General features: G+C 66.1%; 27 protein-coding genes. 7 read left to right on the top strand and 20 right to left on the bottom strand.

The annotated features are described in order from the left end of the window. Positions 1 to 2: 2 nt before the first annotated feature. The 4 genes from glyS (at position 3) to GTP77_RS19525 (ending at position 4,567) form a co-directional block, all read left to right on the top strand. On the top strand, positions 3 to 2,111 hold the full coding sequence (gene glyS / locus GTP77_RS19510; protein ID WP_161073817.1) for a glycine--tRNA ligase subunit beta: 2,109 nt from the start codon (positions 3 to 5) through the stop codon (positions 2,109 to 2,111). Between the two features lie 13 nt (positions 2,112 to 2,124). Further along, positions 2,125 to 2,676, top strand: coding sequence for a D-glycero-beta-D-manno-heptose 1,7-bisphosphate 7-phosphatase (gmhB, locus tag GTP77_RS19515; RefSeq protein WP_161073818.1), 552 nt, complete (start codon positions 2,125 to 2,127; stop codon positions 2,674 to 2,676). Positions 2,677 to 2,744: 68 nt separating this feature from the next. Next, complete coding sequence (locus GTP77_RS19520) at positions 2,745 to 3,437, top strand: lysophospholipid acyltransferase family protein (RefSeq protein WP_161073877.1); 693 nt, start codon at positions 2,745 to 2,747, stop codon at positions 3,435 to 3,437. Then, on the top strand, positions 3,383 to 4,567 hold the full coding sequence (locus GTP77_RS19525; RefSeq protein ID WP_228893807.1) for a M48 family metallopeptidase: 1,185 nt from the start codon (positions 3,383 to 3,385) through the stop codon (positions 4,565 to 4,567). The genes GTP77_RS19520 and GTP77_RS19525 overlap by 55 nt, the downstream gene beginning before the upstream one ends. Before the next feature lie 12 nt (positions 4,568 to 4,579). Here GTP77_RS19525 and GTP77_RS19530 read toward each other — a convergent pair whose 3' ends face one another. The 10 genes from GTP77_RS19530 to GTP77_RS19575 all read right to left on the bottom strand — a co-directional run bounded on the left by GTP77_RS19530 (position 4,580) and on the right by GTP77_RS19575 (position 14,094). Then, positions 4,580 to 4,834, bottom strand: a complete 255-nt coding sequence (locus GTP77_RS19530; RefSeq protein ID WP_228893808.1) for a type II toxin-antitoxin system RelE/ParE family toxin — start codon at positions 4,832 to 4,834, stop codon at positions 4,580 to 4,582. Positions 4,835 to 4,837: 3 nt separating this feature from the next. Then, positions 4,838 to 5,236, bottom strand: a complete 399-nt coding sequence (locus tag GTP77_RS19535; RefSeq protein WP_161073819.1) for an antitoxin PaaA2 family protein — start codon at positions 5,234 to 5,236, stop codon at positions 4,838 to 4,840. A 68-nt stretch (positions 5,237 to 5,304) separates the two neighbouring features. Beyond that, entirely contained in the window at positions 5,305 to 5,910 is a 606-nt protein-coding gene (locus GTP77_RS19540; RefSeq protein WP_161073820.1) for a response regulator transcription factor, read from the bottom strand. A 49-nt stretch (positions 5,911 to 5,959) separates the two neighbouring features. After that, entirely contained in the window at positions 5,960 to 7,078 is a 1,119-nt protein-coding gene (locus GTP77_RS19545) for a sensor histidine kinase (protein WP_161073821.1), read from the bottom strand. A gap of 22 nt (positions 7,079 to 7,100) precedes the next feature. After that, entirely contained in the window at positions 7,101 to 8,891 is a 1,791-nt protein-coding gene (locus GTP77_RS19550; protein WP_161073822.1) for a CIA30 family protein, read from the bottom strand. A 145-nt stretch (positions 8,892 to 9,036) separates the two neighbouring features. Then, a complete protein-coding gene (gene waaA, locus GTP77_RS19555; protein ID WP_161073823.1) occupies positions 9,037 to 10,353 on the bottom strand; it encodes a lipid IV(A) 3-deoxy-D-manno-octulosonic acid transferase in 1,317 nt (438 codons plus the stop codon). 1 nt (position 10,354) lies between these two features. Then, on the bottom strand, positions 10,355 to 11,338 hold the full coding sequence (gene waaC, locus GTP77_RS19560) for a lipopolysaccharide heptosyltransferase I (RefSeq protein ID WP_161073824.1): 984 nt from the start codon (positions 11,336 to 11,338) through the stop codon (positions 10,355 to 10,357). Positions 11,339 to 11,352: 14 nt separating this feature from the next. Beyond that, entirely contained in the window at positions 11,353 to 12,735 is a 1,383-nt protein-coding gene (locus tag GTP77_RS19565) for a phosphomannomutase/phosphoglucomutase (protein WP_161073825.1), read from the bottom strand. A 97-nt stretch (positions 12,736 to 12,832) separates the two neighbouring features. Then, positions 12,833 to 13,141, bottom strand: a complete 309-nt coding sequence (locus GTP77_RS19570) for an H-NS histone family protein (protein ID WP_161073826.1) — start codon at positions 13,139 to 13,141, stop codon at positions 12,833 to 12,835. 65 nt (positions 13,142 to 13,206) lie between these two features. Next, entirely contained in the window at positions 13,207 to 14,094 is an 888-nt protein-coding gene (locus GTP77_RS19575; protein ID WP_228893814.1) for an MraY family glycosyltransferase, read from the bottom strand. Between GTP77_RS19575 and GTP77_RS30685 the strand changes: the two genes are divergently transcribed. Beyond that, positions 14,054 to 14,389 (top strand): hypothetical protein, encoded by a 336-nt coding sequence (locus GTP77_RS30685; RefSeq protein WP_228893815.1) that lies wholly within the window; start codon positions 14,054 to 14,056, stop codon positions 14,387 to 14,389. The genes GTP77_RS19575 and GTP77_RS30685 overlap by 41 nt on opposite strands. A gap of 60 nt (positions 14,390 to 14,449) precedes the next feature. On the opposite strand, the gene rfbD is transcribed toward GTP77_RS30685, so the two are convergent. Genes rfbD through rfbB form a run of 4 tightly spaced genes read right to left on the bottom strand, consistent with a single transcriptional unit; the run spans position 14,450 to position 17,827 of the window. Next, on the bottom strand, positions 14,450 to 15,319 hold the full coding sequence (gene rfbD, locus GTP77_RS19580; protein WP_161073828.1) for a dTDP-4-dehydrorhamnose reductase: 870 nt from the start codon (positions 15,317 to 15,319) through the stop codon (positions 14,450 to 14,452). After that, positions 15,316 to 15,861 (bottom strand): dTDP-4-dehydrorhamnose 3,5-epimerase, encoded by a 546-nt coding sequence (gene rfbC / locus GTP77_RS19585; protein ID WP_161073829.1) that lies wholly within the window; start codon positions 15,859 to 15,861, stop codon positions 15,316 to 15,318. The genes rfbD and rfbC overlap by 4 nt, the downstream gene beginning before the upstream one ends. Next, positions 15,858 to 16,760 carry a glucose-1-phosphate thymidylyltransferase RfbA gene (gene rfbA, locus GTP77_RS19590; RefSeq protein WP_161073830.1) on the bottom strand — a complete coding sequence of 301 codons (903 nt, stop codon included), beginning with the start codon at positions 16,758 to 16,760 and terminating at the stop codon, positions 15,858 to 15,860. The genes rfbC and rfbA overlap by 4 nt, the downstream gene beginning before the upstream one ends. Further along, positions 16,757 to 17,827, bottom strand: coding sequence for a dTDP-glucose 4,6-dehydratase (gene rfbB / locus GTP77_RS19595; protein WP_161073831.1), 1,071 nt, complete (start codon positions 17,825 to 17,827; stop codon positions 16,757 to 16,759). The genes rfbA and rfbB overlap by 4 nt, the downstream gene beginning before the upstream one ends. A gap of 118 nt (positions 17,828 to 17,945) precedes the next feature. Between rfbB and GTP77_RS19600 the strand changes: the two genes are divergently transcribed. Continuing rightward, positions 17,946 to 18,803 (top strand): symmetrical bis(5'-nucleosyl)-tetraphosphatase, encoded by an 858-nt coding sequence (locus tag GTP77_RS19600; protein WP_161073832.1) that lies wholly within the window; start codon positions 17,946 to 17,948, stop codon positions 18,801 to 18,803. Between the two features lie 6 nt (positions 18,804 to 18,809). Here the strand turns inward: GTP77_RS19600 and GTP77_RS19605 are convergent, their stop codons facing one another. The 6 genes from GTP77_RS19605 to GTP77_RS19630 form a co-directional block, all read right to left on the bottom strand. Beyond that, the gene (locus GTP77_RS19605; RefSeq protein WP_228893817.1) at positions 18,810 to 19,577 is read right to left on the bottom strand and encodes a lysophospholipid acyltransferase family protein; all 768 of its coding nucleotides are present in this window, start codon (positions 19,575 to 19,577) and stop codon (positions 18,810 to 18,812) included. A 119-nt stretch (positions 19,578 to 19,696) separates the two neighbouring features. Further along, entirely contained in the window at positions 19,697 to 21,019 is a 1,323-nt protein-coding gene (locus tag GTP77_RS19610) for a dihydroorotase (RefSeq protein WP_161073833.1), read from the bottom strand. Then, positions 21,016 to 21,981, bottom strand: coding sequence for an aspartate carbamoyltransferase catalytic subunit (locus tag GTP77_RS19615; RefSeq protein ID WP_161073834.1), 966 nt, complete (start codon positions 21,979 to 21,981; stop codon positions 21,016 to 21,018). The genes GTP77_RS19610 and GTP77_RS19615 overlap by 4 nt, the downstream gene beginning before the upstream one ends. Next, positions 21,974 to 22,507, bottom strand: a complete 534-nt coding sequence (pyrR, locus tag GTP77_RS19620; RefSeq protein ID WP_161073835.1) for a bifunctional pyr operon transcriptional regulator/uracil phosphoribosyltransferase PyrR — start codon at positions 22,505 to 22,507, stop codon at positions 21,974 to 21,976. The genes GTP77_RS19615 and pyrR overlap by 8 nt, the downstream gene beginning before the upstream one ends. After that, entirely contained in the window at positions 22,491 to 22,898 is a 408-nt protein-coding gene (gene ruvX / locus GTP77_RS19625; protein WP_161073880.1) for a Holliday junction resolvase RuvX, read from the bottom strand. Before ruvX ends, pyrR begins: the two co-directional genes overlap by 17 nt. Before the next feature lie 7 nt (positions 22,899 to 22,905). Beyond that, the gene (locus tag GTP77_RS19630; RefSeq protein ID WP_161073836.1) at positions 22,906 to 23,565 is read right to left on the bottom strand and encodes a YqgE/AlgH family protein; all 660 of its coding nucleotides are present in this window, start codon (positions 23,563 to 23,565) and stop codon (positions 22,906 to 22,908) included. A 133-nt stretch (positions 23,566 to 23,698) separates the two neighbouring features. Between GTP77_RS19630 and GTP77_RS19635 the strand changes: the two genes are divergently transcribed. Continuing rightward, positions 23,699 to 25,165, top strand: a complete 1,467-nt coding sequence (locus tag GTP77_RS19635; RefSeq protein WP_161073837.1) for a cryptochrome/photolyase family protein — start codon at positions 23,699 to 23,701, stop codon at positions 25,163 to 25,165. Positions 25,166 to 25,261 lie beyond the last annotated feature (96 nt).

A 25,261-nucleotide genomic window follows, 5' to 3' on the forward strand; every position in this document is an offset into this window, starting at 1 on the left:
ACATGAACCAGACCCTGTTAATTGAACTGCTGACCGAAGAACTGCCGCCGAAAGCGCTGGCCAAACTGGGTGCCGCTTTCGCCTCCGGCATCGTCAACGGCCTGAAATCGCGCGACTTCCTGGAAGAAGACAGCGCCGCCACCGTGCACGCCACGCCGCGCCGCCTGGCCGTCTCCATCACCAAGGTGCGCGCCACCTCGCCGGACAAGTCGATCCGCGAAAAAGTGCTGCCGGTGCCGGTGGCGCTGGACAAGGACGGCAACCCGAGCGCGCCGCTGGCCAAGAAGCTGGCCGCGCTGGGCTTCCCCGACCTGACCGTGGCCGACCTGGAACGAGCGCAGGACGGCAAGGCCGAGAGCTTCTTCTACACCTACACCGCGCCGGGCTCGCAGCTGCTGGCCGGCGCGCAGGCCGCGCTGGAAGAATCCGTGGCCAAGCTGCCGATTCCCAAAGTAATGAGCTACCAGCGTCCGGACGGCAGCACCGTGCAGTTCGTGCGCCCCGCGCACAGCCTGATCGCGCTGCATGGCGCCGACGTGCTGCCTTTGACGCTGCTGGGCCTGACCGCGTCCAACGTGACCGAAGGCCACCGCTTCCTGACCGCACCCGGCGCGCGCAATGTAACCGTGGCCAATGCCGACGCGTACGCGTCCGTGCTGGCCGAACAGGGCAAGGTTGTGCCGGGCGTGGAAGCGCGCAAGGAAAAGATCCGCGCCTCGCTGCTGGAAAAGGCCGGCGCCGACCAGGTGCTGATGCCTGAATCGCTGCTGGACGAAGTGACCGCGCTGGTGGAATGGCCGGTGGTGTACGAGTGCCGCTTCGAGGAAGAGTTCCTCGCCGTGCCGCAGGAATGCCTGATCCTGACCATGCAGACCAACCAGAAATACTTCGCGCTGACCGACGCGGCGGGCAAGCTGCGTTCGCGCTTCCTGATCGTGTCCAACATCGAAACCGGCACGCCGGACGCCATCATCGGCGGCAACGAGCGCGTGGTGCGCCCGCGCCTGTCCGACGCCAAGTTCTTCTTCGAGCAGGACAAGAAGAAGACCCTGGAATCGCGCCTGCCGCTGCTGAAGAACGTGGTCTACCACAACAAGCTGGGCACGCAAGCCGAGCGCAGCGAGCGCGTGACCGCGCTGGCCGGCGCCATCGCGGGCAAGCTGGGGGCGGACGTGGCCCTGACCGAGCGCGCAGCGCGCCTGTCCAAGGCCGACCTGCTGACCGACATGGTGGGCGAGTTCCCTGAGCTGCAAGGCATCATGGGCACCTACTACGCGCGCCACGACGGCGAGCATGAAGACGTGGCGCTGGCCGCTTCCGAGCACTACCAGCCGCGCTTCGCGGGCGACGCCCTGCCAGCCACCGCCACCGGCACCGCCGTGGCCCTGGCCGACAAGCTGGAAACCCTGGTGGGCATCTGGGCCATCGGCCTGGCGCCGACCGGCGACAAGGACCCGTTCGCGCTGCGCCGCCACGCCCTTGGCGTGCTGCGCATGCTGATCGAGAAGCGTTTGCCGCTGTCGATTTCCGGCCTGCTGGCCGACGCCGCCAGGCAGTTCGCTTCCGTGGCCGGCTTCAAGGATCCAACCGCCGACGTGGCAGCCTTCATGCTGGACCGCCTGCGCGGCATCCTGCGCGAGCGCGGCTTCACGCCGAACGAGATCGAAGCCGTGGTTGCGCAAAATCCGGACCGCCTGGACGACATCGTGCAGCGCCTGGAGGCCGTGCAGGCCTTCGCCGCGCTGCCGGAATCGGCCTCGCTGGCCGGCGCCAACAAGCGCATCACCAACATCCTCAAGAAGAACGAAGAAGCCCTGGCGCAAACCGGCGGCGCGGGCATCAATGCCGCCCTGCTGCAGGACGCCGCCGAGAAGAGCCTGCACGCCGCCATCGTGCGCGTGCAGCCGGAAGTGGACGCCGCCTTCGCAAAAGGCGACTTCGCCGGTACGCTGAAAACGCTGGCCCAGCTGCGCGACGACGTGGACGCCTTCTTCAACGACGTGATGGTGATGGCCGAGGATGTCGCCCTGCGCAACAACCGCCTGGCGCTGCTGTCCTCGCTGCACGGCATGATGAACCGCGTGGCCGACATCTCGAAACTGGCGGCATAAGATGGGCGTCGCGATGAAGCTGATCATCCTTGATCGGGACGGCGTGATCAACCATGATTCGCCGGACTTCATCAAGTCGCCCGCCGAGTGGATCCCGGTGCCGGGATCGCTGGAGGCCATCGCCCGCCTGAACCAGGCGGGCTACCGCGTGGTGGTGGCGTCCAACCAGTCCGGCATCGCGCGCGAGTACTTCGACATGACGGTGCTCAACGCCATCCACCAGAAGATGCACATGCTGGCGCAGCAGGTGGGCGCCGAGATCGAGGCGATTTTCTTCTGCCCGCACGCGGCGGCGGACAATTGCGACTGCCGCAAGCCCAAGCCGGGCATGTTCGCCGAGATCTCCAAGCGCTACAACGTCAACCTGAAAGGCGTGCCCACCGTGGGCGATTCGCTGCGCGACCTGCAGGCCGGATTCATCAGCGGCTGCGCGCCCTACCTGGTGTTGACCGGAAAAGGTGAAAAAACCAATGCCACGGGCGGCCTGCCACCCGGTACAATGGTCTTCGCCAACCTGGCGGCCATGGTGGACCATTTGCTGAAATCCCCCGCCGCCGCCAACTGATTTGATTTTGGAGTATCGCATTGGGTAAGCCTGTACTGTTTCTGCGTTCCTTGATATTCGCCGTCGTCATGGCGATCGCCACCATCATCTGGTGCGTCGTCTGCATGCTGGCAACGCCGCTACCGTATGCCAAGCGCTACTTCGTGGTCTCGCGCTGGAATGTGTTCGTCATCTGGTGCGCCAAGGTCATTTGCGGCATCGAATACGAAATCAAGGGCTGGGAAAACTTCCCGGACGCGCCGGCCGTGGTGCTGTCCAAGCACCAGTCGGCGTGGGAGACCATCTTCCTGCTGTGCAGCCTGCCGCGCCCGCTGGTGTTCGTGTTCAAGAAAGAGATCCTCTACATTCCCTTCTTCGGCTGGGGCATCGCCGCGCTGCGCATGATTCCCATCGACCGCAAGCAGGGCAAGAACGCCTTCAAGCAGGTGGTCGCGCACGGCAAGCGCCGCCTGAAGGCAGGCCTGTGGATTATCATGTTCCCGGAAGGCACCCGCATCCCGGTGGGCCAGACCGGCAAGTACAAGAGCGGCGGCACGCGCCTGGCGATCGAGACCGGCGCCATGGTGGTGCCGATCGCGCTGAACTCGGGCGAATGCTGGCCCAAGAATTCATTTATCAAAAAGCCCGGCAAGGTGACGGTCTCCGTCGGCAAGCCGATTTCCTCGGAAGGACGCAGTCCGGACGAGCTGATGGAGCAGGTGGAACAGTGGATAGAATCAGAAATGCGCGTCATTTCGCCCCACGCCTACAGCGCTGGCTAGACGACCTGGCCACCGCCGCCAGGCCGGCCGCCAAGGCCGACGAGGGGCAGCTTGACCTGTTCGGAGAAAGCACGCCGGGCGCCGCATCGCGTCCTGCCGGTCCCGCCGCCAATGCGGCGGTGATGCATCCGCCGTCGTCCCCCATGCCCGTCCCCGCACCGTCCACCTGGCAGGCGCCGCGCCCCGCCATTGCCACACCCGCGACACCTGCTGCTTCACCCGCCGCCGCATCCCCAGCAACACCAGCCGCTCCGCCCTTCCCGACCGTTCCTGTTTCAAGGCCTGATCCTTCGGCTAACGGCGACGCGCATGCGCCGCCGAGCGCCAATCTGCTGCGCCCGCCGCCCGTGCCGGTGCCTGTGCGCGCGCCCGAGCCGCCAGCGCCGCCGGTGGACGCGCTGCCGCGCCGCCAGCTGCTGGTGGGCCAGTTCATCCTGGAATACACGCTGCGCCGCTCCACGCGCCGCTCCATCGGCTTCATGATCGACGACGACGGCCTGCGCGTGACCGCGCCCAAGCGCGTCAGCGTGGCCGAAATCGACAACGCCATCCGCGCCAAGCAGCACTGGATCATCACCAAGCTCGATGAACGGCGCGAACGGCGCGCGGCGCGGCTGGAAAAGCCGCCGGTGGCGTGGGAAGACGGCGCCGTGCTACCCTACCTGGGCGGCGAATTGAAACTGCGCCTGTACACGGCCACCCGCAACCGCACCGACTACAACGCCGACACGCGCGAGCTGCATATGGGGCTGGTGCAGGGCGCCACGGAGACCCTGCTCAAGGAGCGCGTGCGCGCATGGATGCAGCAGCAGGCCAAGGTGCTGTTCGAGCAGCGCCTGGACCTGTATGCGGCGCGGCTGGGGGTGGAATACAGCGCCTTCGCACTGACCTCGGCCGGCACGCGCTGGGGCTCCTGCACGGCGCAGCGCGTGATCCGCCTGAACTGGCGCCTGATCCACTTCTCGCTGCCGCTGATCGACTACGTGGTGGCGCACGAGTTGGCGCACATCCTGGAAATGAACCACAGCCCGCAATTCTGGGCCGCCGTCGGCCGCATCTACCCCGCCTACGACGAAGCCAAGTCCCTGCTGCGCAAGCGCGCGCAGGAACTGCCCACGCTGTTCAACTAAGCTGGCGAGCGCCTAGCAGGCGCACGATTTCGAGGATCTGAAGCTTGGCCTAAGGCGATAAACCAGGATGAGGTTGGGCGTGACGACGTACTCGCGCGTCGCTTTCACCCGCCCTTTGCGTCCAAGCTCCGGGCTACCAGCCAGCAGTGCAACTGCGCGTGAAATTTCCACATCGACGTGCAAAGCGCCCTGAGGGCTAAGCGCTGCAATGAAATCGAAAAGCTTTTCGCGGTCCCGCACTGCCTTTGCTCGCCAGCGCGGAACCATAGCTTAGCCTCCGGCCATCTTCCGTTTTAACGCAGCGCGCTTAGCGGCAAACTGGTCTTCCACTTCGGAGTGGGCAATGGTAGGAGATGTATCATCCAGGGAATCCTGGACTTGCTGGCGAAACCAGGCTTCGTAAGCAGGATCGGGAGCAAAACTGGCGCCAGCAGTGTCAACGCGAAACGCGGTAATCCCCAGGCCGTGCATGCGCGCCGCAGCCGTTTCCAACGTCGGGAACAGCTGTGCGCTTCCTCCTGGTCCAGCCAGCACGCGCCGCCCGGAGTCCATCGTCACAATGAGATGCCAGCCATTTTTCCTGCCGGTCAGCGACGCTTCGCGCAACGCATCGCGCCGGATCAGTTCAACCAGTTCTGCCTGGCTGATCGTTTCAGCAATCGTATCCATTGGCTCTCCCGCCTTGGCGCTTTAGGTTTCGAGTATAGCAAACGGCATGCATACCGCTTCGACGTGCATCAAAGCCAGCCCGCGTCGCGGGCGAGGCGGAAGGCTTCGACGCGGTTGCCGGCGTTGAGCTTGCTGATGGCTTCGGACAGGTAGTTGCGCACCGTGCCTTCGGACAGGTGCAGCTGGCGCGCGATCTCGGCGCCGCTACGGCCTTCGCCGGCCAGCCGCAGCACCTGCCGCTCCCGTTCACTCAGCGGATCCTCGCCGCCGCTCCAGCTTTCCAGCGCCAGCTCGGGCGCGATCGCGCGTCCGCCTTCGTGCACGCTGCGGATGGCGGCGGCCAGCGTTTCGGCCGGGGCGTCTTTCAGCAAATAGCCGCGCACACCGGCCGCCATGGCGCGCCGCAAATAACCCGAGCGCGCGAAAGTGGTGACGATGACGACCTTGGTGGCGGCGCCCTGATCGCGCAGCGCGGCGGCCAGCTCCAGCCCCGTCATCAGCGGCATTTCGATATCGGTCAGCACCACGTCCGGCTTGAGCGTGCCGCACAGCGCCAGCGCTTCCTGGCCGTTGCGGGCCTGGCCCACCACTTCCAGGTCGTCCTCCAGGCGCAGCAGCGCGGCCAGGGCGCCCAGCAGCAAGGCTTGGTCTTCGGCGATCAGCACACGTATCATGCGCATGCTCCCGGCGGCGTTGCCGGACCTGCGGGGTTCAACATCACTATCACGGTTTTCCTCCTTGCGCAGCGCGCTCCATTGGCAGCCGCAGCTCCAGCGACATGCCCTGTTCAAACTGCATGCCCAGCCAGCCGCCCAGCTGCGCCACGCGTTCCTGCATGCCGCGCAAGCCGTTGCCCTCCACTACCGCCCCGGCCTGCGCCGCCTTGCCGTTGTCGCTGATGCGGAACACGATCAGCCCGCCCTGCATGCCCAGGCTGACTTCGCAGTGCGTGGCCCCGGCGTGGCGCAGGATGTTGGTGACCGCTTCGCGCAAGGCCAGCGCCAGCACGTTCTCCGCCGTGGCGGGCATGGCCAGCGACGGCGCGTCCGCATGCAGCGTTACGCCCGCTGCGGACAGCGCGGCGCGGGCGCGCTCGAGCTCGTGGGTAAAGCCGGTTTCGCGGTAGCCGCTGACGGCGCTGCGCACTTCGGCCAGCGCGTGGCGCGCGCTCGCTTCGATATCCTTGATCTCGCCGCGGCAGGCGGCGGGGTCGCGGTCCAGCAGGCGGCCCGCGAGTTCGGCCTTGAGCGTAATCAGCGACAGGCTGTGGCCCAGCAAGTCGTGCATGTCGCGCGAAATGCGTTCGCGTTCGGCGATGCGCGCCATGTGCTCAACTTCCTCCTGCTTGAGCAGCAGCTGCTTGCGCGAGTTGCGCACCTGCGCGTCCATGATGGAGGCGATGCCCACCGGCGCGCCGGTGGCCAGCGTGGGAATGAGGAAGCTGAACGGCAGCTTCAGCGCCATCGCCAGGGCGGTGGCGGAAACCAGTATGGCCGCCAGGCAGGCGTAAGCCAGGCGCGGCTGGCCCAGGCGCGAGCACATGGCGGCGGAGAAGATGAAGAAGGTGCTCGCGCCGAAATTGAACGGCGACCATGCCACGCCCAGCGCGAAAGAGACCGCGATGAAGGGCGCAGCCTCGCGCCCGGTGTACCAGAAGCTGCCGAAATAGACCGGCACGAACAGGATCAAGGTCAGCGCCAGCAGGACAAACTCCAGCGCGTAGGCATCCACGTACAGGTACTTCCAGCCGAAGAATGCCAGCGACGCCACCCACAGGTAGGGCGCGCGCCCCACCTGGGGCGGTACCCATGGTCCTTCTATCCATCGCCGTATCAGCCGCATGCGTTCTCCCTATCGAATACGCTTATTGTGCCAGCAAGCGCACGTCGCTGATCTGGAATTGATAAGCGCCCGGCTTGGGGCCGGCGCTGAACGAGATCATGGTGATGGCCGCCGTGTCCACGCCCTTGAAGGCGTCCAGCGCCAGGCTCACTTCGCGCCACTCCGCCTCCGCCGTGAAAGGCTGGCTGACCGGAATATTGCCGCCCTGGCTCATGATGGAGACGCCGTAGCGCTGGCCGTCGCCGCGCACGCGGAAGCGGAGCACCTTGGCGCCGCTCAGATTGGCCGCCTGCATGGGCTGCGCGCCGGGCATGAAGGCCAGCCCCGCGAAGGGATAGGCGAAGCCGGGCGCCACGCTGGCGTCCACTTGCAGCACGCCGTCCGGGCCGTCTAGCGGCTTCAGGCTGACGGTGGATTTGCCGCCCATGAAGGCGTCGTTCGATGGCATCCAGCCGGCGCCGAAGGGGCTGGCCAGCTTGTCCTTGCTGAACAGGCTGATACGGCCGTCGGCGGGCAGCACCTGGCCCGGCGTGCCTTGCAGTTCCTGCGCCACCTTGGCGCGCTGCGCGTCGCGCAGGCCCGTCACCTGCGCGCCGTCCTTCCACACCTGGACGATGCGCCGCGTGGCGCCGATGTCGGCGCCGGGGTCGCCGTCCACCAGCAGCAGGTCGGCCTTGTAGCCTTTGGCGATGCGGCCGCGCGACGGCAGTTTGAACGCCTGCGCGGGAACCGAGGTGGCCGCCGCCAGCGCTTCGGCCGGCGTCAGCCCGGCCTGCGTGAGCGACAGCATTTCGTGGTGCAGGCTGGCGCCGTACTGCGTGCCTGCGTTGCCTGCGTCGGTGCCGGCCAGCAGCGGCACGCCCGCCTTGCGCAGCGCGGCCGTGACGGCTTTGGGCGCGGCCATCATCTGGGGCCTGGCCTGCTTGCCGTAGCCGTTGGCCAGTTCGGATTTCTGCAGCTTGTTCAGCAGCGCGGCGGCGGATGCGTCGCCGATAATGTCCGCTGCCGGCAGCCCGGCAATGCTCTCCATGACGCTGAAAGTGGGAATGACGAAGGCCTTCTTCGCGCGCGCCAGCTTGGCGAAGCTGTCCAGGTCCTGCGGCGAAATCTGCTCGCCCAGGAACAGGTGCACCAGGCCGTCCGCGCCCGCTTCCAGCGCCGTGCGGGCGTCCGCCAAGGTGCTGATGTGGACCACGGCCAGCTTGCCGCGCTTGTGCGCCGCCTCGATCAGCGCCCTCACGGTGGCCGCATCCAGCGACTGGAAGGCGCGGCCGGGGTGGCCCGCCTCCATGACGATCTTGATGAAGTAGGAGCCTTCGGCGATGCGCGCGTCTACGAAGGCTTGCGCTTCCTCGGGCTTGGTCAGCGTGGGGATGGCCATGCCGTATTCGGTGCCGTGGCCGCCGGGCGCGGTGGCCAGCGTGCCGGCCGAGTACAGGTCCGCCTGGTCGCCGTTGCTGCCTTCGCGCATGCGGCGCGTGGCGTCCTGCATGATGGAGACGCCGGTGAACATGTCGATCTGCGTGGTCACGCCGAACAGCAGCGGCAGTTCGAAATGGCGGTAGGCGTGGACGTGGGAATCGATCAGGCCGGGCAGCAGCGTACGGCCTTTGCCGTCGACGATCTTGGCGCCTGCTGGCGCAGCGCCATGGAAATCGGCATCGGCGATTTTCGCGCCTTCCACCAGCACGGAGCGGCTGGCGTGCATGCGCTCGCCGTCGAACACGCGGGCATTCTGGATCAGCCAGGTGTCGGCCCAGGCGGGCGATGAGCACAAGGCGGCGAGCAGCAATAATTGATGGCGGGATTTCATACTGGGTCTCCAGGTTGGTACGGACCCTGCGGCGGGTTACGGCCTGCCGGCCTAACCCGCCCTACGGGGCGATGAGTGCCTCGAGTATGGATTTTTTTATATCGCCGCACCAGCGCAAACTGACACCAGTTGGGGATGACAAATGTCAGGCGTGCGCTTCCTGGGACAGCAGGGCCGGCAGCAAGGCCAGCGTGCGCTGGGTGGCGCCCCGGTGCTGGTTGGCGAAGCCTTGCGCGCTGTGGCCCATGGCGGTGCGGGCGACGTCGTCGCGCAGCAGGCCGGCGGCTTGCTGCATCAGGTCTTCGGCGCTGGCGATGCGGGCGGCGCCGCCTGCTTCCACGGCCTGCTCGGTCACCAGCGCGAAGTTGAAGGTGTGCTCGCCGATCAGCACCGGCTTGCCCAGCGCGGCGGCTTCGATCAGGTTCTGGCCGCCCAGCGGCTGCAGGCTGCCGCCGATAAAGGCCAGATCGCAGACGGCGTAGTAGGCGAACATTTCTCCCATGGAGTCGCCCAGCAGGACTTGCGTGGCAGCGGCCACGCCGGCGCCGGGCTGCGCCAGCGCGCTGCGGCGCTGCACGGACAGGCCCCGCGCCGACACCATCTGCTCCACTTCATCGAAACGCTGGGGATGGCGCGGGACCAGCAGCAGCAAGGTCTCCGCCGGCAGCGTGCCGGCCGCCAGCGCGGCGCGGAAGGCGTCCAGTATCGGTTCCTCTTCGCCTTCGCGCGTGCTGGCGCACAGCATGACGGGCCGCGCGCCATGGGCGCCGATCTGCGCGCGCAGGCCTGCGCCCACGGCCAGCGCGGCGGCGGGCACCACCACGTCGAACTTGATGCTGCCGGTGACGGCCACCTGCTGCACGCCCAGCGAACGCACGCGTTCGGCGTCCGCATCGGTCTGCGCGGCCACCAGGGTGATGCCGCGCGCGGCCTGCGCCATCAGCGTGCCCAGTTTCTTGGCCTTGCGCAGCGAGCGCTCGGACAGGCGGGCGTTGGCCAGCACCACAGGCACGCCGGCCTTGCCGCACTCGGCGATCAGCGTGGGCCAGACTTCGGTTTCCATCAGTATGCAGATGCGCGGTTCGAAGTGGCGGATGAAGCGGCGCACCATGGTGATGGTGTCATACGGCAGATAGGCCTGCGCCAGGCGCGCGCCGTGCTTGCCGAACAGCTGCTTGCCGGTGGCGCGGCCGGTCGGCGTCATATGCGTCATGACGATGCGGCTGCGCGGATATTCCTTCAGCAGCGCGTCCACCAGCGGCTCGGCGGCGCGCGTCTCGCCCACCGACACGGCGTGCACCCAGATGGTGTGCGGCTCGTCGTTGGCGGCGCGCGGACGGTAGACGGCCAGCCGTTCATTCCAGTGCTCGCGGTAGCCCGCTTCCTTGCGCCCGCGCCACCACAGGCGGCCCAGCACCAGCGGCATGGCCAGCCACCATATCAGGGAATAGAGTCTCAGCATGTCAGTGCGCGGAAAGCAGAGAGCGCGCGGCGGCCAGCACTTCGGCCACGGACGGCGGCGTGCCGCGGTCGCCCAGGTTGATGATCTTGGGCGACCAGTTGCCCTCGGTTTTCCACCGCGGCGAGTCGGCGTAGATTTCCACCGTCGGCGTGGTGAAGGCGGCCGCGATGTGGGTCAGGCCGGTGTCCACGCCCACGGCCAGCGCCGCGTGGCGGGCCAGCAGCACCGCGTCCGCCATGGACAGCTTGGGCAGCACGCGCGCGTTGGGCAGGCTGGCGGCCAGCGCTTCGGCTTCGGCCTTTTCTTTCGCCGAGCCCCAGGGCAGCAGTATGGTCATGGGAGCCAGCGCGGCGCCCAGTTCTATCCAGCTGGCCGGCGCCCACTTCTTGGCGTCGCGCGCGGTGCCGTGGAAGTAGACCACATACGGCCCGGCCGGCATCCAATCGGGACGCGGATCGGACGGCGACACGGCAGGCAGGCCGAAGTCGGCCGGGGTGTTCGCGTCGTAGCCCAGCGCCGCGCCCACCACCAGGCGGCCGCGCGCAACGGCGTGCGTGCGCGGGTCGAGCGGAATGCTTTTGGTGTGGAAGAAGCGCGATATGCCTTCGTAGCCCGAGCCTTCGCTGCCGTTGGCCAGGCCCACCTTCTGCCCGCCCTTCACCACGCGGGCAGCGCCCATGATGATGCCGGTCTTGAGCAGGCCCTGGGTGTCGAACACGAAATCGTACTGCTCGGCGCGCAGCGTGCGGAAGAAGGCTTTGATCTCGGCGCGCGTTTCCGGCTTGCCCAGGCTCTTGCGCCAGCGCCGCAGCGCGAACGGGATGATGTTGCGCACCCTTCCGTTCAGCCGCACCAGGCTCACGTAGCCCTCCTCCACCACCCAGTCGATCTGCGCGTCCGGATAATGGCGCGCAATATCGGCCACGATGGGCATGTTGTGCAGCACGTCCCCCAGGGAGGAGACGCGCACCAGCAGAATTTTCATCGTGCTTTAGTGCTTTAGTAAGGCAGCTCGGCGTCCGGCTTGGCGGCCAGGATCACGCGCTTGAATTCGCCCTGGATGCGCGCCAGCGCTTCCGGGGTTTCGGCTTCGAAGCGCATCACGATCACCGGCGTGGTGTTCGAGGAGCGCGCCAGGCCGAAGCCGTCCGCGTATTCCACGCGCAGGCCGTCGATGGTGATGATGCGCTCATTGCCGGGGAACTTGGCGTCGCTGCGCAGCTTGTCCATGACGATGAAGTTCTCGCCTTCCTTCAGGTGCAGGTGCAGCTCGGGCGTGCTGTCCGACTGCGGCAGGGAGTTCAACAGCGCCGACGGGTCGGCTTCGCGGGTCAGGATCTCCAGCATGCGCGCGCCCGAGTACAGGCCGTCGTCGAAGCCGTACCAGCGGTCCTTGAAGAAGATGTGGCCGCTCATTTCGCCGCCCAGCGGGGCGCCGGTTTCCTTCAGCTTGGCCTTCACCAGCGAGTGGCCGGTCTTGTACATCAACGGCACGCCGCCGCTCTTTTCGATGAACGGGGCAAGGTGGCGCGTGCACTTCACGTCGTACAGGATCTGTTCGCCCGGATGGCGGGTCAGCACGTCCTGCGCGAACAGCATCATCTGGCGGTCCGGGTAGATGATCTGGCCGTCCTTGGTGACGATGCCCAGGCGGTCGCCGTCGCCGTCGAAGGCCAGGCCGATTTCGGCGTCGGTCTCTTGCAGCGCGCGGATCAGGTCCTGCAGGTTCTCGGGGTGGGCAGGATCCGGGTGGTGGTTGGGGAAGGTGCCGTCCACTTCACAGAACAACTCCACCACTTCGCAGCCCATGCCACGATACAGGTCGCCCGCGAAGGCGCCGGCCACGCCGTTGCCGCAGTCGACCGCGATTTTGATCGGACGCGCGATCTTCACGTCGCCGATGATGCGCGCCAGGTACTCGGCGCGGATGTCGTAGGTGCTGTAGGCGCCCGGCACGGCCGCCACCTTGCCGGCATTGGCCAGGATGGATTCGTACAGGCCGGTGATGGCTTCGCCGTGGATGGCTTCGCCCGCCAGCACCATCTTGAAGCCGTTGTAGTCCGGCGGATTGTGGCTGCCGGTCACCATGATGCCCGAATTGGCGTTCAGCACATTGGTGCCGAAGTACACCATCGGGGTGGCCACCACGCCCAGGTCGATCACGTCCACGCCGGCCGACTGCAGGCCTTGCGCCAGCGCGGCGGTCAGCTCGGGGCCGGACAGGCGGCCGTCGCGGCCGATGACCACGCTGCGCTCGCCCTTGGCGGCGGCGGCCAGGCCGAAGGCGTGGCCGATTTGTTTAGCGACGCCGGCGTCCAGTGTTTTGCCGATGATGCCGCGGATGTCGTAGGCTTTGAAGATCGATTTAGACAGGGAGACCATAGAGATTTCGGAAGTTTAATAAAAAAGCGGCCCGCACAAGTGCGGGCACATCATTGTCAGTATAACCTGTAACGGGGGCGCCAAGCGCCCCGGGGCGTCAGATACGCAGGCCGTCCAGCGCCTTGCCGGAATCCACCCACTCTTTGACCCACTTGGGCTGGCGGCCGCGGCCGGTCCATTGCTGCGAGCTGTCGGCCGGATTGCGGTAGCGCGCGGCCACCGAACCGGTTTTAGGACGCACCGCGCCGCCGATCAGGTCTTTCACCGGCACGCCAACGGATTGCGCAATCGCCAATATCTGTTCGCGGGCTTTCGCCAGGTCTTCGCTTTCGCGTTTCTTTAATTCGCGCTCCAGCTGTTTTTGCAGATCGCGCAATTGAGCCGAAGACAGATTCGTCAGATCCATAACTTTATCCTTTGGTGGTTGGGTAAATGATTCTGATCGAAATATACTACAAAATGACAAATTTTCTAGTGTTTCTTGTGCCGTATCATCCAGCGCGGCGCTTTAAATCGCACGATGCGCGCATATAACCAGATGTAGCTGGTCATAAACAACAAGCAGAAGACCATCAGCACCCAGGTATGGCGCCAAAACATGGTGGCGGGAATAACCGCCATCAATGAAAACATCCACAGATAAGGCGAGGTCAATGAATTGCGGCGCAATAAAGCGCGGCCTTCCTTGCGGCCCACCGCCCATTGCACTATGCGGCGGAATATCAGGCTGTGCAAATGTATGCCGTCCGGCATGGTGGGCGATTTGCCCCGGACAAACATGCGGCGATAAGCCGAAAACAGCGTTTCAAAAGCCGGATAAATCAGCAGCAGCGCCGCATACCAGGTGGACACTTGCGGGTTGCGCACCACCAGCAGCAGCGCCAGCTCGCCTAGCATAAAGCCGATAAAGTAGGCGCCGCCGTCGCCCAGGAAGATCAGGCCGACCGGATAGTTCCACACCAGGAAACCGGCGGTGGCGCCGGCCACCATCAGGGCCGCCACCAGCACGAACATATCGTTGACCTGCAGCGCCACATAGCCCAGCGAGAGCAGCATGCAGATAGTCACCACGCTGGCCAGGCCATTAAAGCCGTCAATAATATTAATGGCGTTGGCAATACCGGCCACGGCCAGCACGGAAAGCGGCAGCGCCAGCCAGATATACGGCAGCGCCCATACCGAGAATGGCCAATCGATGCGGTCCAGGCGCGCGTCGAGCAGGAAATAAGCCAGCAAGGCCGCTATCATGGTCAGCAGCAGGCGGCGCATGGGGCTGACCCGGCCCGTATAATCTTCCACAATGCCGCCGGCGAAAGCGATGAAGGCGCAGGCCATCAGCGACATCATCCAGCTGGTCATGGCCGGCACCCGCCAAATGGAGATGCACGCGCTTATTGCGACGGCAAAGAATATCGACAGCCCGCCGATACGGGCCACCGAATGCGCATGGTTTTTCTGTACGCCGCCGAAATCCAAATCCAGCGCTGGTCCGTGTAATTTCGCTTCTTTAATGACCAGCAAGGTCAGCAGCGCGGACGCAATAAAGCTCACTAAGAATGAAAACATTATTATTTATCAATACAAGATTCCGGAGCGCGTGGTAATCCGCAATACGGCAAGCCCGGCGGAAAGGCCGGGCGCGGCAGGATTCTAACAAATACCGCCGCACACCATGCCGGCGCTTACCATTCGATACATACGCCGGCCGCCGGCCCTAGCGCATGCACAGCGCCAGCGCCTCGCGCCAGTGCGGCAGCTGGACCAGCTGCTGCACCAGGCGCTGCGAGGACAGCACCGAGTAGTGCGGCCGCCGCGCCGGCACCGGATACTCGGCGCTGGTGATGGGCTGCAGCCGGCATGCTATGCCGGCCTGCTCGATGATGGCCTGGGTGAACTCGAACCAGGTGGTCTGCCCCTGGCTGCTCAGGTGGTAGATGCCGCCGTGCTGTTCCCACCACGGCTGCTGCCCGTCCGCCCCGCCCGCCGCAGCCTTGGCCAGCACCAGCGCGGTGGCGTCGGCAATGGTGCGGCTCCAAGTGGGCGCGCCGTGCTGGTCCGCCACGATGCGCAGCTCGTCGCGTTCGCGCGCCAGCTTCAGCATGGTGAGCAGGAAATTCTTGCCGCGCATGCCGTACACCCAGCTGGTGCGGAAGATCAGGTGGCGCACGCCGGAGGCGGCAATGGCCTGCTCGCCGGCCAGCTTGCTGGCGCCATACACGTTGATGGGGCCGGTGGCGTCGGTCTCCACGCGCGGCGCGGGATCGCCGCCGGGGAAGACATAGTCGGTGGAATAATGCACCAGGGCCGCGCCCAGTTTCCTGGCCTCCTCGGCCATTACGCCGGGCGCCTCGGCGTTGATGCGGAAGGCCAGTTCCGGCTCGCTTTCCGCCTTGTCCACCGCCGTGTAGGCGGCCGGATTGACGATGAGGCCAGGCTGCACCTCGCGGATGACGGCGCGCACCTGGTCCAGGTCGGCCAGGTCCATGCGGCTGCGGTCCACCGCCACCACCTGGCCCAGCCCCTGCAGGCTGCGCTCCAGCTCGTAGCCCACCTGGCCGCTGCAGCCGGTCAGCAGGATTTTCATGGGAACACTTCCGCCTGCGCCAGCGGCACGCCGGCCCTGTCCTTGGCCGACAGCAGCGGTTCGCCGTCCAGCGGCCACGCCACGCCCACGGCGGGATCGTTCCAGATCACCGAGCGCTCGAACTCGGGCGCCCAGTAGTCGGTGGTCTTGTACTGCACTTCGGCCATGTCGCTGGTGACGGTGAAGCCGTGCGCAAAGCCCGGCGGCACCCACAGCTCATGCTTGTTCTCGGCCGACAGCACCACCCCGTGCCAGCGCCCGAAAGTGGGCGAGCTGCGGCGGATGTCCAGCACCACGTCGAAAATGGCGCCGGCCGTCACCCGCACCAGCTTGCCCTGCGCCTGCTGGATCTGGTAATGCAGGCCGCGCAGCACGCCCTTGGCCGAGCGCGAGTGGTTGTCCTGCACGAAGCTGGCCTGCACGCCGGTCAATTCGGCGAAACGGCGCGCGTTGAAGCTTTCGTAGAAGTAGCCGCGCGCGTCGCCGAACACGGTCGGTTCGATCAGCAGCACGCCCTGCAGCGGGGTGGCCGAGATTTTCATCGGGAAATTACCTTATCGTCCAGGATGCCCAGCAGATATTGACCATAGTTGTTTTTCTTCAGCGGCTCGGCCAGCGCGCGCAGCTGGTCGGCGCTGATGTAGTTGCGGCGGTAGGCGATCTCCTCCGGGCAAGCCACTTTCAGGCCCTGGCGCTTTTCGATGGTGGCGATGAATTGCGACGCGTCGAGCAGCGAATCGTGGGTGCCGGTGTCCAGCCAGGCCATGCCGCGCCCCAGCACTTCCACCGTCAGCTGCTGCGCTTCCAGGTAGGCGCGGTTGACGTCGGTGATCTCCAGCTCGCCGCGCGCGGAAGGCTTGATGCCGGCCGCGATATCGCACACCTGGCTGTCGTAGAAATACAGGCCGGTGACGGCATAGCTCGACTTGGGCTGGGCCGGCTTTTCCTCGATGCTGACCGCCTGCTGCTGGTCGTTGAACTCGACCACGCCGTAGCGCTCCGGATCATGCACGTGATAGGCAAACACGGTGGCGCCCTCGGTGCGCGCATTGGCGCTGCGCAGCACGCCTTCCAGCGTGGCGCCGTAGTAGATGTTGTCGCCCAGGATAAGCGCGGACGGCGAGTCGCCCACGAAGTCGCGGCCGATGATGAAGGCTTGCGCCAGGCCGTCCGGCGTCGGCTGCACGGCGTAGCTCAGCTCGATGCCCCACTGGCTGCCGTCGCCCAGCAGCTCCTTGAAGCGCGGCGTGTCCTGCGGCGTGGAGATGATGAGGATCTCGCGTATGCCGGCCAGCATCAGCGTGGTCAGCGGATGGTAGATCATCGGCTTGTCGTAGATCGGCAGCAGCTGCTTGGAGATGCTCATGGTGACCGGATACAGCCGGGTTCCCGAGCCGCCGGCCAGGATAATGCCTTTGCGGGTTTTCATTGCAGTGCTCATTGCGCGCCGTCCCGGTTGAAGTAATTGGTTGCCACCCAGTTGGCGTAGCCGCCGGACTGCACGTCCGCCACCCAGGCCTGGTTGTCGAGATACCACTGCACGGTTTTCTTGATGCCGGTCTGGAAGGTCTCGGCCGGTTTCCAGCCCAGTTCCCGCTCCAGCTTGCGCGCGTCGATGGCGTAGCGGCGGTCGTGGCCGGGACGGTCTTTGACGAAGGTGATCTGGTCGCGGTAGCTGCCTGCCGCCTTGGGCTTGAGCTGGTCCAGCATGTCGCACAGGGTGTGGACCACGTCCAGGTTGGCCATTTCGTTCCAGCCGCCCACGTTGTAGGTCTCGCCCAGGCGGCCCGCTTCCAGCACACGGCGGATGGCCGCGCAGTGGTCGCTCACATACAGCCAGTCGCGCACCTGCTGGCCGTCGCCGTAGATGGGCAGCGGCTTGCCGGCCTGCGCATTGGCGATAATCAGCGGGATCAGCTTCTCGGGGAAGTGATACGGACCGTAGTTGTTGGAGCAGTTGGTGGTCAGCGTGGGGAAGCCGTAGGTGTGGTGGTAGGAGCGCACCAGGTGGTCCGAGGCGGCCTTGGAGGCCGAGTAAGGGCTGTTCGGCGCGTAGGCCGTGGTTTCGCTGAAGGGCGCGTCGTCCGGACCCAGGGTGCCGTAGACCTCGTCGGTGGACACGTGCAGGAAGCGGAACGCGGCGCGCTCGGTTTCCGGCAGCTCGTTCCAGTGGCTGCGCGACGCTTCGAGCAGGCTGAACGTGCCGTTGATATTGGTCTGGATAAATTCGCCGGGACCGTGGATGGAACGGTCCACATGGCTTTCCGCCGCAAAATGCACAATCGCGCGCGGCTTGTGGGTGCGCAGCAATTCCAGCACCTGGGCCTGGTCGCAGATATCGCCGCGCACAAACACGTGGCGGCTGTCGCTCTTCAGCGTGGCCAGGTTATTCAAATTACCGGCATACGTCAGCTTGTCGAAATTAAGGACAGGCTCATCGGATTGCGCCAGCCAGTCAAGTACAAAGTTGGAGCCGATAAAGCCCGCACCGCCTGTAACAAAAATCATTTAGCATCCCGCACTGAGCGTTAAATTAGTCGTAGGCATGATTTTATGTGAAACTCGCCGGATTCCGCGAGAAATTAGCGCTCCTTACAATTAATTTATTTCCTTAATCGCAACATCCATGAAAACCTATGTGATTGGCGACCTGCAAGGCTGCCACGAGCAGACTGTCGCCCTGGTCGAGCGCATCCTGGCGCAGGAATCGGCCACCGGCGCGCTGGCGCCCTCCATCCTGTTCACCGGCGACCTGATCAACCGTGGCCCGGACTCGCTGGCCACGCTGCGCTATGTGCATGCGCTGGCGGTGGCCAGCGACGGCCGCATCGACACCGTGCTGGGCAACCACGACCTGCACCTGCTGGCGGTGGCCAACGGCATCCGCCCCGCCTCCGGCTCGGACACGCTGGAGCACATCCTGGAAGCGCCGGACGGCGCGGCGCTGCTGGACTGGCTGCGCACGCGGCCCATGGCCCTGCAGCGCGGCCGCCACCTGCTGGTGCACGGCGGCGTGCTGCCGCAGTGGGACGCGCAGCAGGTGATGGAACTGGCCGGCGAAGTGGAAACGGCGCTGCGCGGCCCCGGCTGGACCGGCTTCCTGGCGCAGATGTACGGCAACCAGCCGGACGCCTGGCGCGACGACCTGCAAGGCCCGGCGCGGCTGCGCTGCATCGTCAACGCGCTGACGCGGCTGCGTTTCTGCAGCATGGACGGCGTGATGGACTTCAAGCAGAAGGAAAGCGCCAAGGCCGACCCGGCCAGCGGCCTGATGCCGTGGTTCGAGGTGCCGGGCCGCCGCACGCAGGACGTGACGGTGGTGTTCGGCCACTGGTCCGCGCTGGGGCTGATGCTCACGCCCAACCTGATCGCGCTCGACACCGGCTGCGTGTGGGGCGGCTACCTGTCGGCCGTATGCCTGGACGACAGGACGCTGATGCAGGTGCAGTGCCCGGAATACCGCGAGCACGCCGGCAAGAAGTAGGGCGGGTTAGCGCTGCGCGCGTAACCCGCCGGGCTCCGCCGCAATGCCCAGCCCGGCCGAGACCGCGTCATGCGCGGCCTGCGCCAGGTCGCGGCGGTGGGCGCCGGTGGCGTCCATGGCTGGCAGAAAGCGCAGGCGCGCACGCACCGGCGGGCCGCGCAGGATGGCCAGCACGCTCTCGGCAAAGGTGGTCTCACCGATAAAGTCCACATCCGGATGGTGGCCGCCGGCTGCGTCCGCATAGCTGAGCGCAAGCGGCTGCACCATCACCTTGGCGTCCACCGCCGCCTCGAACAGATTGGCGTGGAAAGGCAGCAGCGTGCCCTGCGGCGCCGTGGTGCCCTCGGGGAAGAAGGCCACGCGCTCGCCCGCCTGCAGGCTGTGCACCAGGCCCTTGAAGATATTGCGCAGGTCGCGCTTGCTGCCGCGCGAGATAAACACCGTGCCCGCCTTCTCCGCCAGCCAGCCGGCCAGCGGCCAGGAGCGGATCTCCGCCTTGGCCACGAAGCGGCAGGGATAGAGCGCGTCGACCACGAAGATATCGAGCCAGGACACGTGGTTGGCCACGATCATGGCGTGCTCCAGCGGCGGCGCGCTGTCCGGCGCCAGCTCCACCGTCACATTGAAGATGGCCAGCAAGGAACGCGACCAGCGCCGGATATGGCGGTTGCGCGCCTCCAGGCCTATCCAGGGAAAGATGGTGGCGCACACCGTCATGCCGTACAGCACGTGCAGCACCACCCGCAGCAAGCGGTAAATAAGCAAAATGTTCACACCTTAAGACGGGGTCAGTTCTACCATCGCGTCATGCCGCAAAGCATGACGCGATGGTAGAACTGACCCCAAACTGAAAATGACAAAAAACGGGCGGAGCGCGCGGGCGGGCGGCGTGCCTAGCGGGCGTTGCGCTGGTAGGCGATGCGGCCGGCGACGATGGTGGCCTGCACCTGGCCCGACAGCTCGTAGCCGAGGAAGGGCGTGTGCTTGCCCTGGCTGGCCAGCGCGCTGCCTTGCACGGTCCAGCGCGCGGCCGGGTCGAAGATGCAGACGTCGGCCACGCTGCCCACGGACAGCTGGCCGGCGTTCTGGCCACGGTCCAGGCCGGAAACGCGCGCGGCGTCGGCGCTGATGCGGCTGATGGCCAGCGCCAGCGCGCCGCCCTCGCCCACGCCCGGCTGGGCGGCGGCGTAGTCGTCGGCCCATTTCAGCGCCAGCGACAGCAGCAGTTCCAGGCCGGTGGCGCCCGGCGATGCTTCGCCGAAAGGCAGCAGCTTTTCGTCGTCGTCCACCGGGGTGTGGTCGGAGCAGATGGCGTCCACGGTGCCGTCCAGCAGGCCGGCGCGGATGGCGTCGCGGTCGCGCTGGGCGCGGAACGGCGGCGTCACGCGCGCGTTGGAATCGAAGAAACCGATGTCGGCGTCGGTCAGGTGGATGTGGTGGGCGCCGACGTCGCAGCTGACCGGCAGCCCTTCGGCCTTGGCCGCGCGCACCAGTTCCAGGCCGGCGGCCGAGGAGATGCGGCACAGGTGGACGCGCGCGCCGGTGCTGCGCATCAGTTCGAAGATGGTGTGCAGGGCGATGGTCTCGGCCATCACCGGCACGCCGGACAGGCCCAGGCGCGACGCCAGCGGGCCGCTGTGGGCCACGCCGCCGCGGCCGATATGCGCGTCCTGCGGGCGCAGCCAGACCGTGTAGTCGAAGGTCTTGGCGTATTGCAGCGCGCGCAGCAGCACGGTGGTGTCTTCCACCGGCACTTCGGCCTGCGAGAAGCCGATGCAGCCGGAGCCGGTCAGCTCGGCCATCTCGGTGATGGACTGGCCTTTCAGGCCCATGGTGAGCGCGCCCAGCGGGTGCACGTGGGCCTGGTTCAGGCGGCGCGCGCGGTGCTTGAGCATTTCCACCAGGCCGGGCTCGTCGAGCACGGGGTCGGTGTCGGGCGGGCACACCAGGCTGGTGACACCGCCTTGCATGGCGGCCTGCATTTCCGATTCCAGCGTGGCCTTGTACTCGTAGCCCGGCTCGCGCAGGCGCGCGGACAGGTCGACCAGGCCGGGGGCGACCACCAGGCCGCTGGCGTCGAAGCTCTGCCCGGCACTGAAGCCTGCGGGCGCCTGGCCCACGCCGGCGATCTTGCCGTCTTCAATGTAGAGGTCCTGCACGCTGTCCACGCCGTTGGCCGGGTCGATCACGCGGCCGTTCTTGATTACCAGTTTCATTCCTTCGCCCCTGCCAAAATACTCATCACCGCCATGCGGACTGCAATACCGAACGTGACCTGCGGCAGTATCACCGCTTGCGGGCCGTCGGCCACGGCGGAGTCGATCTCCACGCCGCGGTTCATCGGGCCGGGGTGCATGACGATGGCGTCCGGCTTGGCCAGCGCCAGGCGCTCGGGCGTGAGGCCGTAGTTCTTGAAGTATTCCTGCGCCGACGGCAGCAGCGCGCCGTTCATGCGCTCGTTCTGCAGGCGCAGCATGATGATCACGTCCACGCCTTTCAAGCCTTCGTCCATATTGGTGAAGGTGCGCACGCCCATCTGCTCCAGGCCGCCCGGCAGCAGCGTGTGCGGGCCGATGGCGCGCACTTCGGGCACGCCCAGCGTGGTCAGCGCGTGGATGTCGGAACGGGCCACGCGGCTGTGCAGGATGTCGCCCACGATGGCCACCGTCAGCTTGGTGAAGTCCTTCTTGTAGTGGCGGATGGTGTACATGTCCAGCAGGCCCTGCGTGGGGTGCGCGTGGCGGCCGTCGCCCGCGTTCACCACGTGCACGTGGTGCTGCTTGTGGTCGTTGAGGTGCTTGGCGATCAGGTAGGGCGCGCCGGACTGCGAGTGGCGCACCACGAACATGTCGGCGTGCATGGCCGACAGGTTGTCGATGGTGTCGAGCAGGGACTCGCCCTTGCTGGCCGAGGAGGCCGAGATGTTCAGGTTGATCACGTCCGCCGACAGGCGCTTGGAGGCGATCTCGAAGGTGGTGCGGGTGCGCGTGGAGTTCTCGAAGAACAGGTTGAACACGCTCTTGCCGCGCATCAGCGGCACCTTCTTCACTTCGCGGTCGGACACGCCGACGAAGGAGGACGCGGTGTCCAGGATGTGGTTGACGATGGACTTGGGCAGCCCTTCGATCGACAGCAAGTGCTGCAGCTCGCCGTGTTTGTTCAGTTGCGGATTAAGCATGGTCGTTTTCGATGGTAAGCGTGAATTGTCCGGCCTCGGTGCGCTTGAGCACCAGGGCCTGCCCGGCCGGCACGGCGACTTTGGCGGCGACGAAGTCGGCGGCCACGGGCAGCTGGCGCTCGCCGCGGTCGACCAGGGCGGCCAGCATGATCTTGGCCGGACGGCCGTAGTCGAACAGCTCGTTGATGGCGGCGCGGGTGGTGCGGCCGGTGTAGAGCACGTCGTCCACCAGCAGCAGCGTGGCGCCGGCCACGTCGAAGCCGATCTGGGTGGGCTTCACTTCGGCCGGCAGGCCCTTCTTGGCGAAGTCGTCGCGGTAGAAGGACACGTCCAGCACGCCGCAGCGCGCGGACAGGCCCAGGTCGGCGGCCAGCCGTTCGGCCAGCCAGGCGCCGCCCGAGTGGATGCCGACGATGGCCGGTTCGTGGGCGTCGGCCAGGCCGGCTTTCACCTGCTGCAGCAGCTCGGCGTACAGCGCTTCCGCATCGAGTGCGGAAGGCGCGGTGGAGTTAGTTGGAAGGGACATATTCGTCAAAGTATTGTTGCAGAATGATGGAGGCGGCGCGGTCGTCGATGACCTCCCCGCGCTTGGCCGAAATGACGGCCGACGAGTAGCGCTCGTCGACCAGCACCACCGGCAGGCTGAAGCGGCCGTGGAGCTGGTTGGCGAACTTGCGGCAGCGCGCGGTCATGTCGTGCGCGGTGCCGTCCGGATGGCTGGGCAGGCCGACCACGAACAGGGTGGGCTCCCATTGCTGGATCAGGGCGGCGATCTCGCCGAAGCGGGCGTCGTTGCCGATGCTGGAAATGACGGCCAGCGGCGAGGCGGTGCGCAGCACGCTGTTGCCGATGGCAACGCCGATGCGCTTGATGCCGAAATCAAAGCCGAGGATGGTGTCGAGTTTCTCCACGCTCAGCACCGCATCAGGCGTGGCCCGCTTCGGACGCGAGCATCAGCGGGTCGAAGCCGAGCAGTTTCATGGCGGCGAAATAGCGCTCCTCCACCGGCAGCTCGAACAGGATGTGCGCGTCGGCGCCCACCGTGAGCCAGCCGTTGCGGCTGATTTCGTCCTCCAGCTGGCCCGGGCTCCAGCCCGAGTAGCCGATGGACACCAGCATGCGCTCCGGGCCGTTGCCGCGCGCCACCGCTTCCAGCACGTCGATGGAGGTGGTGAAGGCCACGTCGTCGGTCACGGTGAGCGAGGACGAGTAGCGCGCGCCGGGCGTGTGCAGCACAAAGCCGCGATCGTCCTGCACCGGGCCGCCGAACATGATGGGTTCATCGACGATAGCCGGGGCCAGGTCGGAGGCCGGTTCCAGGTCGATGCGCTCGAACAGCACCTGCATGGTCATGTCGGTGGGTTTGTTGATGACCACGCCAAGCACGCCGTTTTCGTTGTGCTCGCACACATAGACGACGGTGCCGCCGAAAACGGGGTCTTGCATGGATGGCATGGCGATCAGGAAGTGGTTCGCCAGATTCAGTGCGGCGCTGTCCCTGGCTGCCACGGGCGCCAAAGGGTCATCGGACTCCGGGCGGCGGCCGGGAGCGGGCAGAGCGTGACCAGCTTTAGTTTTCTTCATACGCGTTGCTCTCTCTGCTGGGCTGCGGGTGTTCTTTTATAATGGTTCAGGCCATAGTTTACTATGAAACGCGCCGCAGCCACGTTGCGGCCACCCCGGGCAACGTCCCGCAAGGCCATTAAATCGATAAAACATGACAAAAAGCACCACCCTGGTCTGGTTCCGGCGCGATCTGCGCGCTTTCGACCATGCCGCCTTGCACCATGCCTTGCAGCGCAGCGCGCGCGTCCATTGCGTCTTCATTTACGACAAAACCATCCTGGACGGCCTGCCGCGCGCGGACCGGCGGGTGGAATTCATCCACGCCTGCGTGGCGGAGCTGGCGGCTGAGCTGCGCCAGATGGGCGGGCACCTGATAGCCCGGCACGCGGTGGCGGAGCAGGAGATTCCGCGCCTGGCGGCCGAGCTGGGGGTGGACGCGGTCTACGCCAGCCATGACTACGAGCCGGCAGCCATCGCGCGCGACGAGGCCGTGGCCAAGGCGCTGGCGGCGGATGCGCGGCCCTTCTTCACCTTCAAGGACCAGGTAGTGTTCGAAAAGCGCGAGGTGCTGTCGCAGTCCGGCACGCCGTTTTCGGTGTTCACGCCATACAAGAATGCGTGGCTGAAGAAGATGCTGGCCGAGCCGGAGTGCCTGGCCGCGCTGCCGGTCGAGCCGCTGGCGGCCCATTTCGCGCCGCCGCCCTCCTCCGCCGAGCTGGCCGCCCCGGCGCCTACGCTGGAGCAGCTGGGCTTTGAGCGCACCAACCTGGCGGAGCTGAAGATCCCTGCCGGGATGAGCGGCGGCGCGCAGCTGTTCGACGATTTCCTGTCCCGCGTGGCGGATTACGGCACGGCGCGCGACTATCCGGCGGTGAAGGGGCCGTCCTATTTGTCGCTGCATCTGCGCTTTGGCACGGTGTCGATACGGCACCTGGTGCGCACAGTGTCCGAGCTGTCCGCGCGCGGACTGGCGGGCGAAGGCGGCGCGGTGTGGCTGTCGGAGCTAATCTGGCGCGAGTTCTACATGATGATCCTGTATCACCATCCGCATGTGGTGGGGGCGTCGTTCAAGCCCGCCTACGACGCCATCGCGTGGGAGACCGGGCCGGAAGCGGACGAGTTGTTCGCGGCCTGGTGCGAGGGCCGCACCGGCTATCCGCTGGTGGACGCGGCCATGCTGCAGCTGAACCGCACCGGCTATATGCACAACCGCCTGCGCATGGTGACGGCGTGCTTCCTGATCAAGGACCTGGGCATAGACTGGCGCCGGGGCGAGGCTTACTTTGCGCAGCATTTGAACGACTTTGATTTGTCGGCCAACAACGGCGGCTGGCAGTGGGCGTCGTCTTCCGGGTGCGATGCGCAGCCCTATTTCCGCATATTCAATCCGGTGACGCAGTCGGAGAAGTTTGACGGCGAGGGGAAATTCATCAAGCGCTATCTGCCGCAACTGGCTCAGCTCAGCCATAAGGAAATCCATGCGCCGTGGACCGTGCCGCGCATGCTGCTGGCGGACAAAGGCGTGCGGCTCGGCGATAACTATCCCGAGCCGCTGGTGATGCACGACGAGGCGCGCAAGCGCACGCTGGAACGCTACGCAGTGGTGAAGGCGACATAGGCGGAGCATGGCGGGTTACGGCTTCGCCTAACCCGCCCTACGCCTGCCACGATTTCGGCATATCACGTGGCATGGCTGCCACGATTTTGTCATATC

The sequence above is a fragment of the Pseudoduganella aquatica genome (genome assembly GCF_009857595.1).
Classification (GTDB): Bacteria; Pseudomonadota; Gammaproteobacteria; order Burkholderiales; family Burkholderiaceae_D; genus Rugamonas; species Rugamonas aquatica_A.

What these genes read in the sequence shown, in the direction of transcription:
- glyS (WP_161073817.1), top strand. Translation starts at nt 3, where the DNA reads ATGAACCAGACCCTGTTAATTGAACTGCTGACCGAAGAACTGCCGCCG.
- gmhB (WP_161073818.1), top strand. Translation starts at nt 2,125, where the DNA reads ATGAAGCTGATCATCCTTGATCGGGACGGCGTGATCAACCATGATTCG.
- GTP77_RS19520 (WP_161073877.1), top strand. Translation starts at nt 2,745, where the DNA reads ATGGCGATCGCCACCATCATCTGGTGCGTCGTCTGCATGCTGGCAACG.
- GTP77_RS19530 (WP_228893808.1), bottom strand. Translation starts at nt 4,834, where the DNA reads ATGGTTCCGCGCTGGCGAGCAAAGGCAGTGCGGGACCGCGAAAAGCTT.
- GTP77_RS19535 (WP_161073819.1), bottom strand. Translation starts at nt 5,236, where the DNA reads ATGGATACGATTGCTGAAACGATCAGCCAGGCAGAACTGGTTGAACTG.
- GTP77_RS19540 (WP_161073820.1), bottom strand. Translation starts at nt 5,910, where the DNA reads ATGATACGTGTGCTGATCGCCGAAGACCAAGCCTTGCTGCTGGGCGCC.
- GTP77_RS19545 (WP_161073821.1), bottom strand. Translation starts at nt 7,078, where the DNA reads ATGCGGCTGATACGGCGATGGATAGAAGGACCATGGGTACCGCCCCAG.
- GTP77_RS19550 (WP_161073822.1), bottom strand. Translation starts at nt 8,891, where the DNA reads ATGAAATCCCGCCATCAATTATTGCTGCTCGCCGCCTTGTGCTCATCG.
- waaA (WP_161073823.1), bottom strand. Translation starts at nt 10,353, where the DNA reads ATGCTGAGACTCTATTCCCTGATATGGTGGCTGGCCATGCCGCTGGTG.
- waaC (WP_161073824.1), bottom strand. Translation starts at nt 11,338, where the DNA reads ATGAAAATTCTGCTGGTGCGCGTCTCCTCCCTGGGGGACGTGCTGCAC.
- GTP77_RS19565 (WP_161073825.1), bottom strand. Translation starts at nt 12,735, where the DNA reads ATGGTCTCCCTGTCTAAATCGATCTTCAAAGCCTACGACATCCGCGGC.
- GTP77_RS19570 (WP_161073826.1), bottom strand. Translation starts at nt 13,141, where the DNA reads ATGGATCTGACGAATCTGTCTTCGGCTCAATTGCGCGATCTGCAAAAA.
- GTP77_RS30685 (WP_228893815.1), top strand. Translation starts at nt 14,054, where the DNA reads ATGAAGGCGCAGGCCATCAGCGACATCATCCAGCTGGTCATGGCCGGC.
- GTP77_RS19575 (WP_228893814.1), bottom strand. Translation starts at nt 14,094, where the DNA reads ATGACCAGCTGGATGATGTCGCTGATGGCCTGCGCCTTCATCGCTTTC.
- rfbD (WP_161073828.1), bottom strand. Translation starts at nt 15,319, where the DNA reads ATGAAAATCCTGCTGACCGGCTGCAGCGGCCAGGTGGGCTACGAGCTG.
- rfbC (WP_161073829.1), bottom strand. Translation starts at nt 15,861, where the DNA reads ATGAAAATCTCGGCCACCCCGCTGCAGGGCGTGCTGCTGATCGAACCG.
- rfbA (WP_161073830.1), bottom strand. Translation starts at nt 16,760, where the DNA reads ATGAGCACTGCAATGAAAACCCGCAAAGGCATTATCCTGGCCGGCGGC.
- rfbB (WP_161073831.1), bottom strand. Translation starts at nt 17,827, where the DNA reads ATGATTTTTGTTACAGGCGGTGCGGGCTTTATCGGCTCCAACTTTGTA.
- GTP77_RS19600 (WP_161073832.1), top strand. Translation starts at nt 17,946, where the DNA reads ATGAAAACCTATGTGATTGGCGACCTGCAAGGCTGCCACGAGCAGACT.
- GTP77_RS19610 (WP_161073833.1), bottom strand. Translation starts at nt 21,019, where the DNA reads ATGAAACTGGTAATCAAGAACGGCCGCGTGATCGACCCGGCCAACGGC.
- GTP77_RS19615 (WP_161073834.1), bottom strand. Translation starts at nt 21,981, where the DNA reads ATGCTTAATCCGCAACTGAACAAACACGGCGAGCTGCAGCACTTGCTG.
- pyrR (WP_161073835.1), bottom strand. Translation starts at nt 22,507, where the DNA reads ATGTCCCTTCCAACTAACTCCACCGCGCCTTCCGCACTCGATGCGGAA.
- GTP77_RS19630 (WP_161073836.1), bottom strand. Translation starts at nt 23,565, where the DNA reads ATGAAGAAAACTAAAGCTGGTCACGCTCTGCCCGCTCCCGGCCGCCGC.
- GTP77_RS19635 (WP_161073837.1), top strand. Translation starts at nt 23,699, where the DNA reads ATGACAAAAAGCACCACCCTGGTCTGGTTCCGGCGCGATCTGCGCGCT.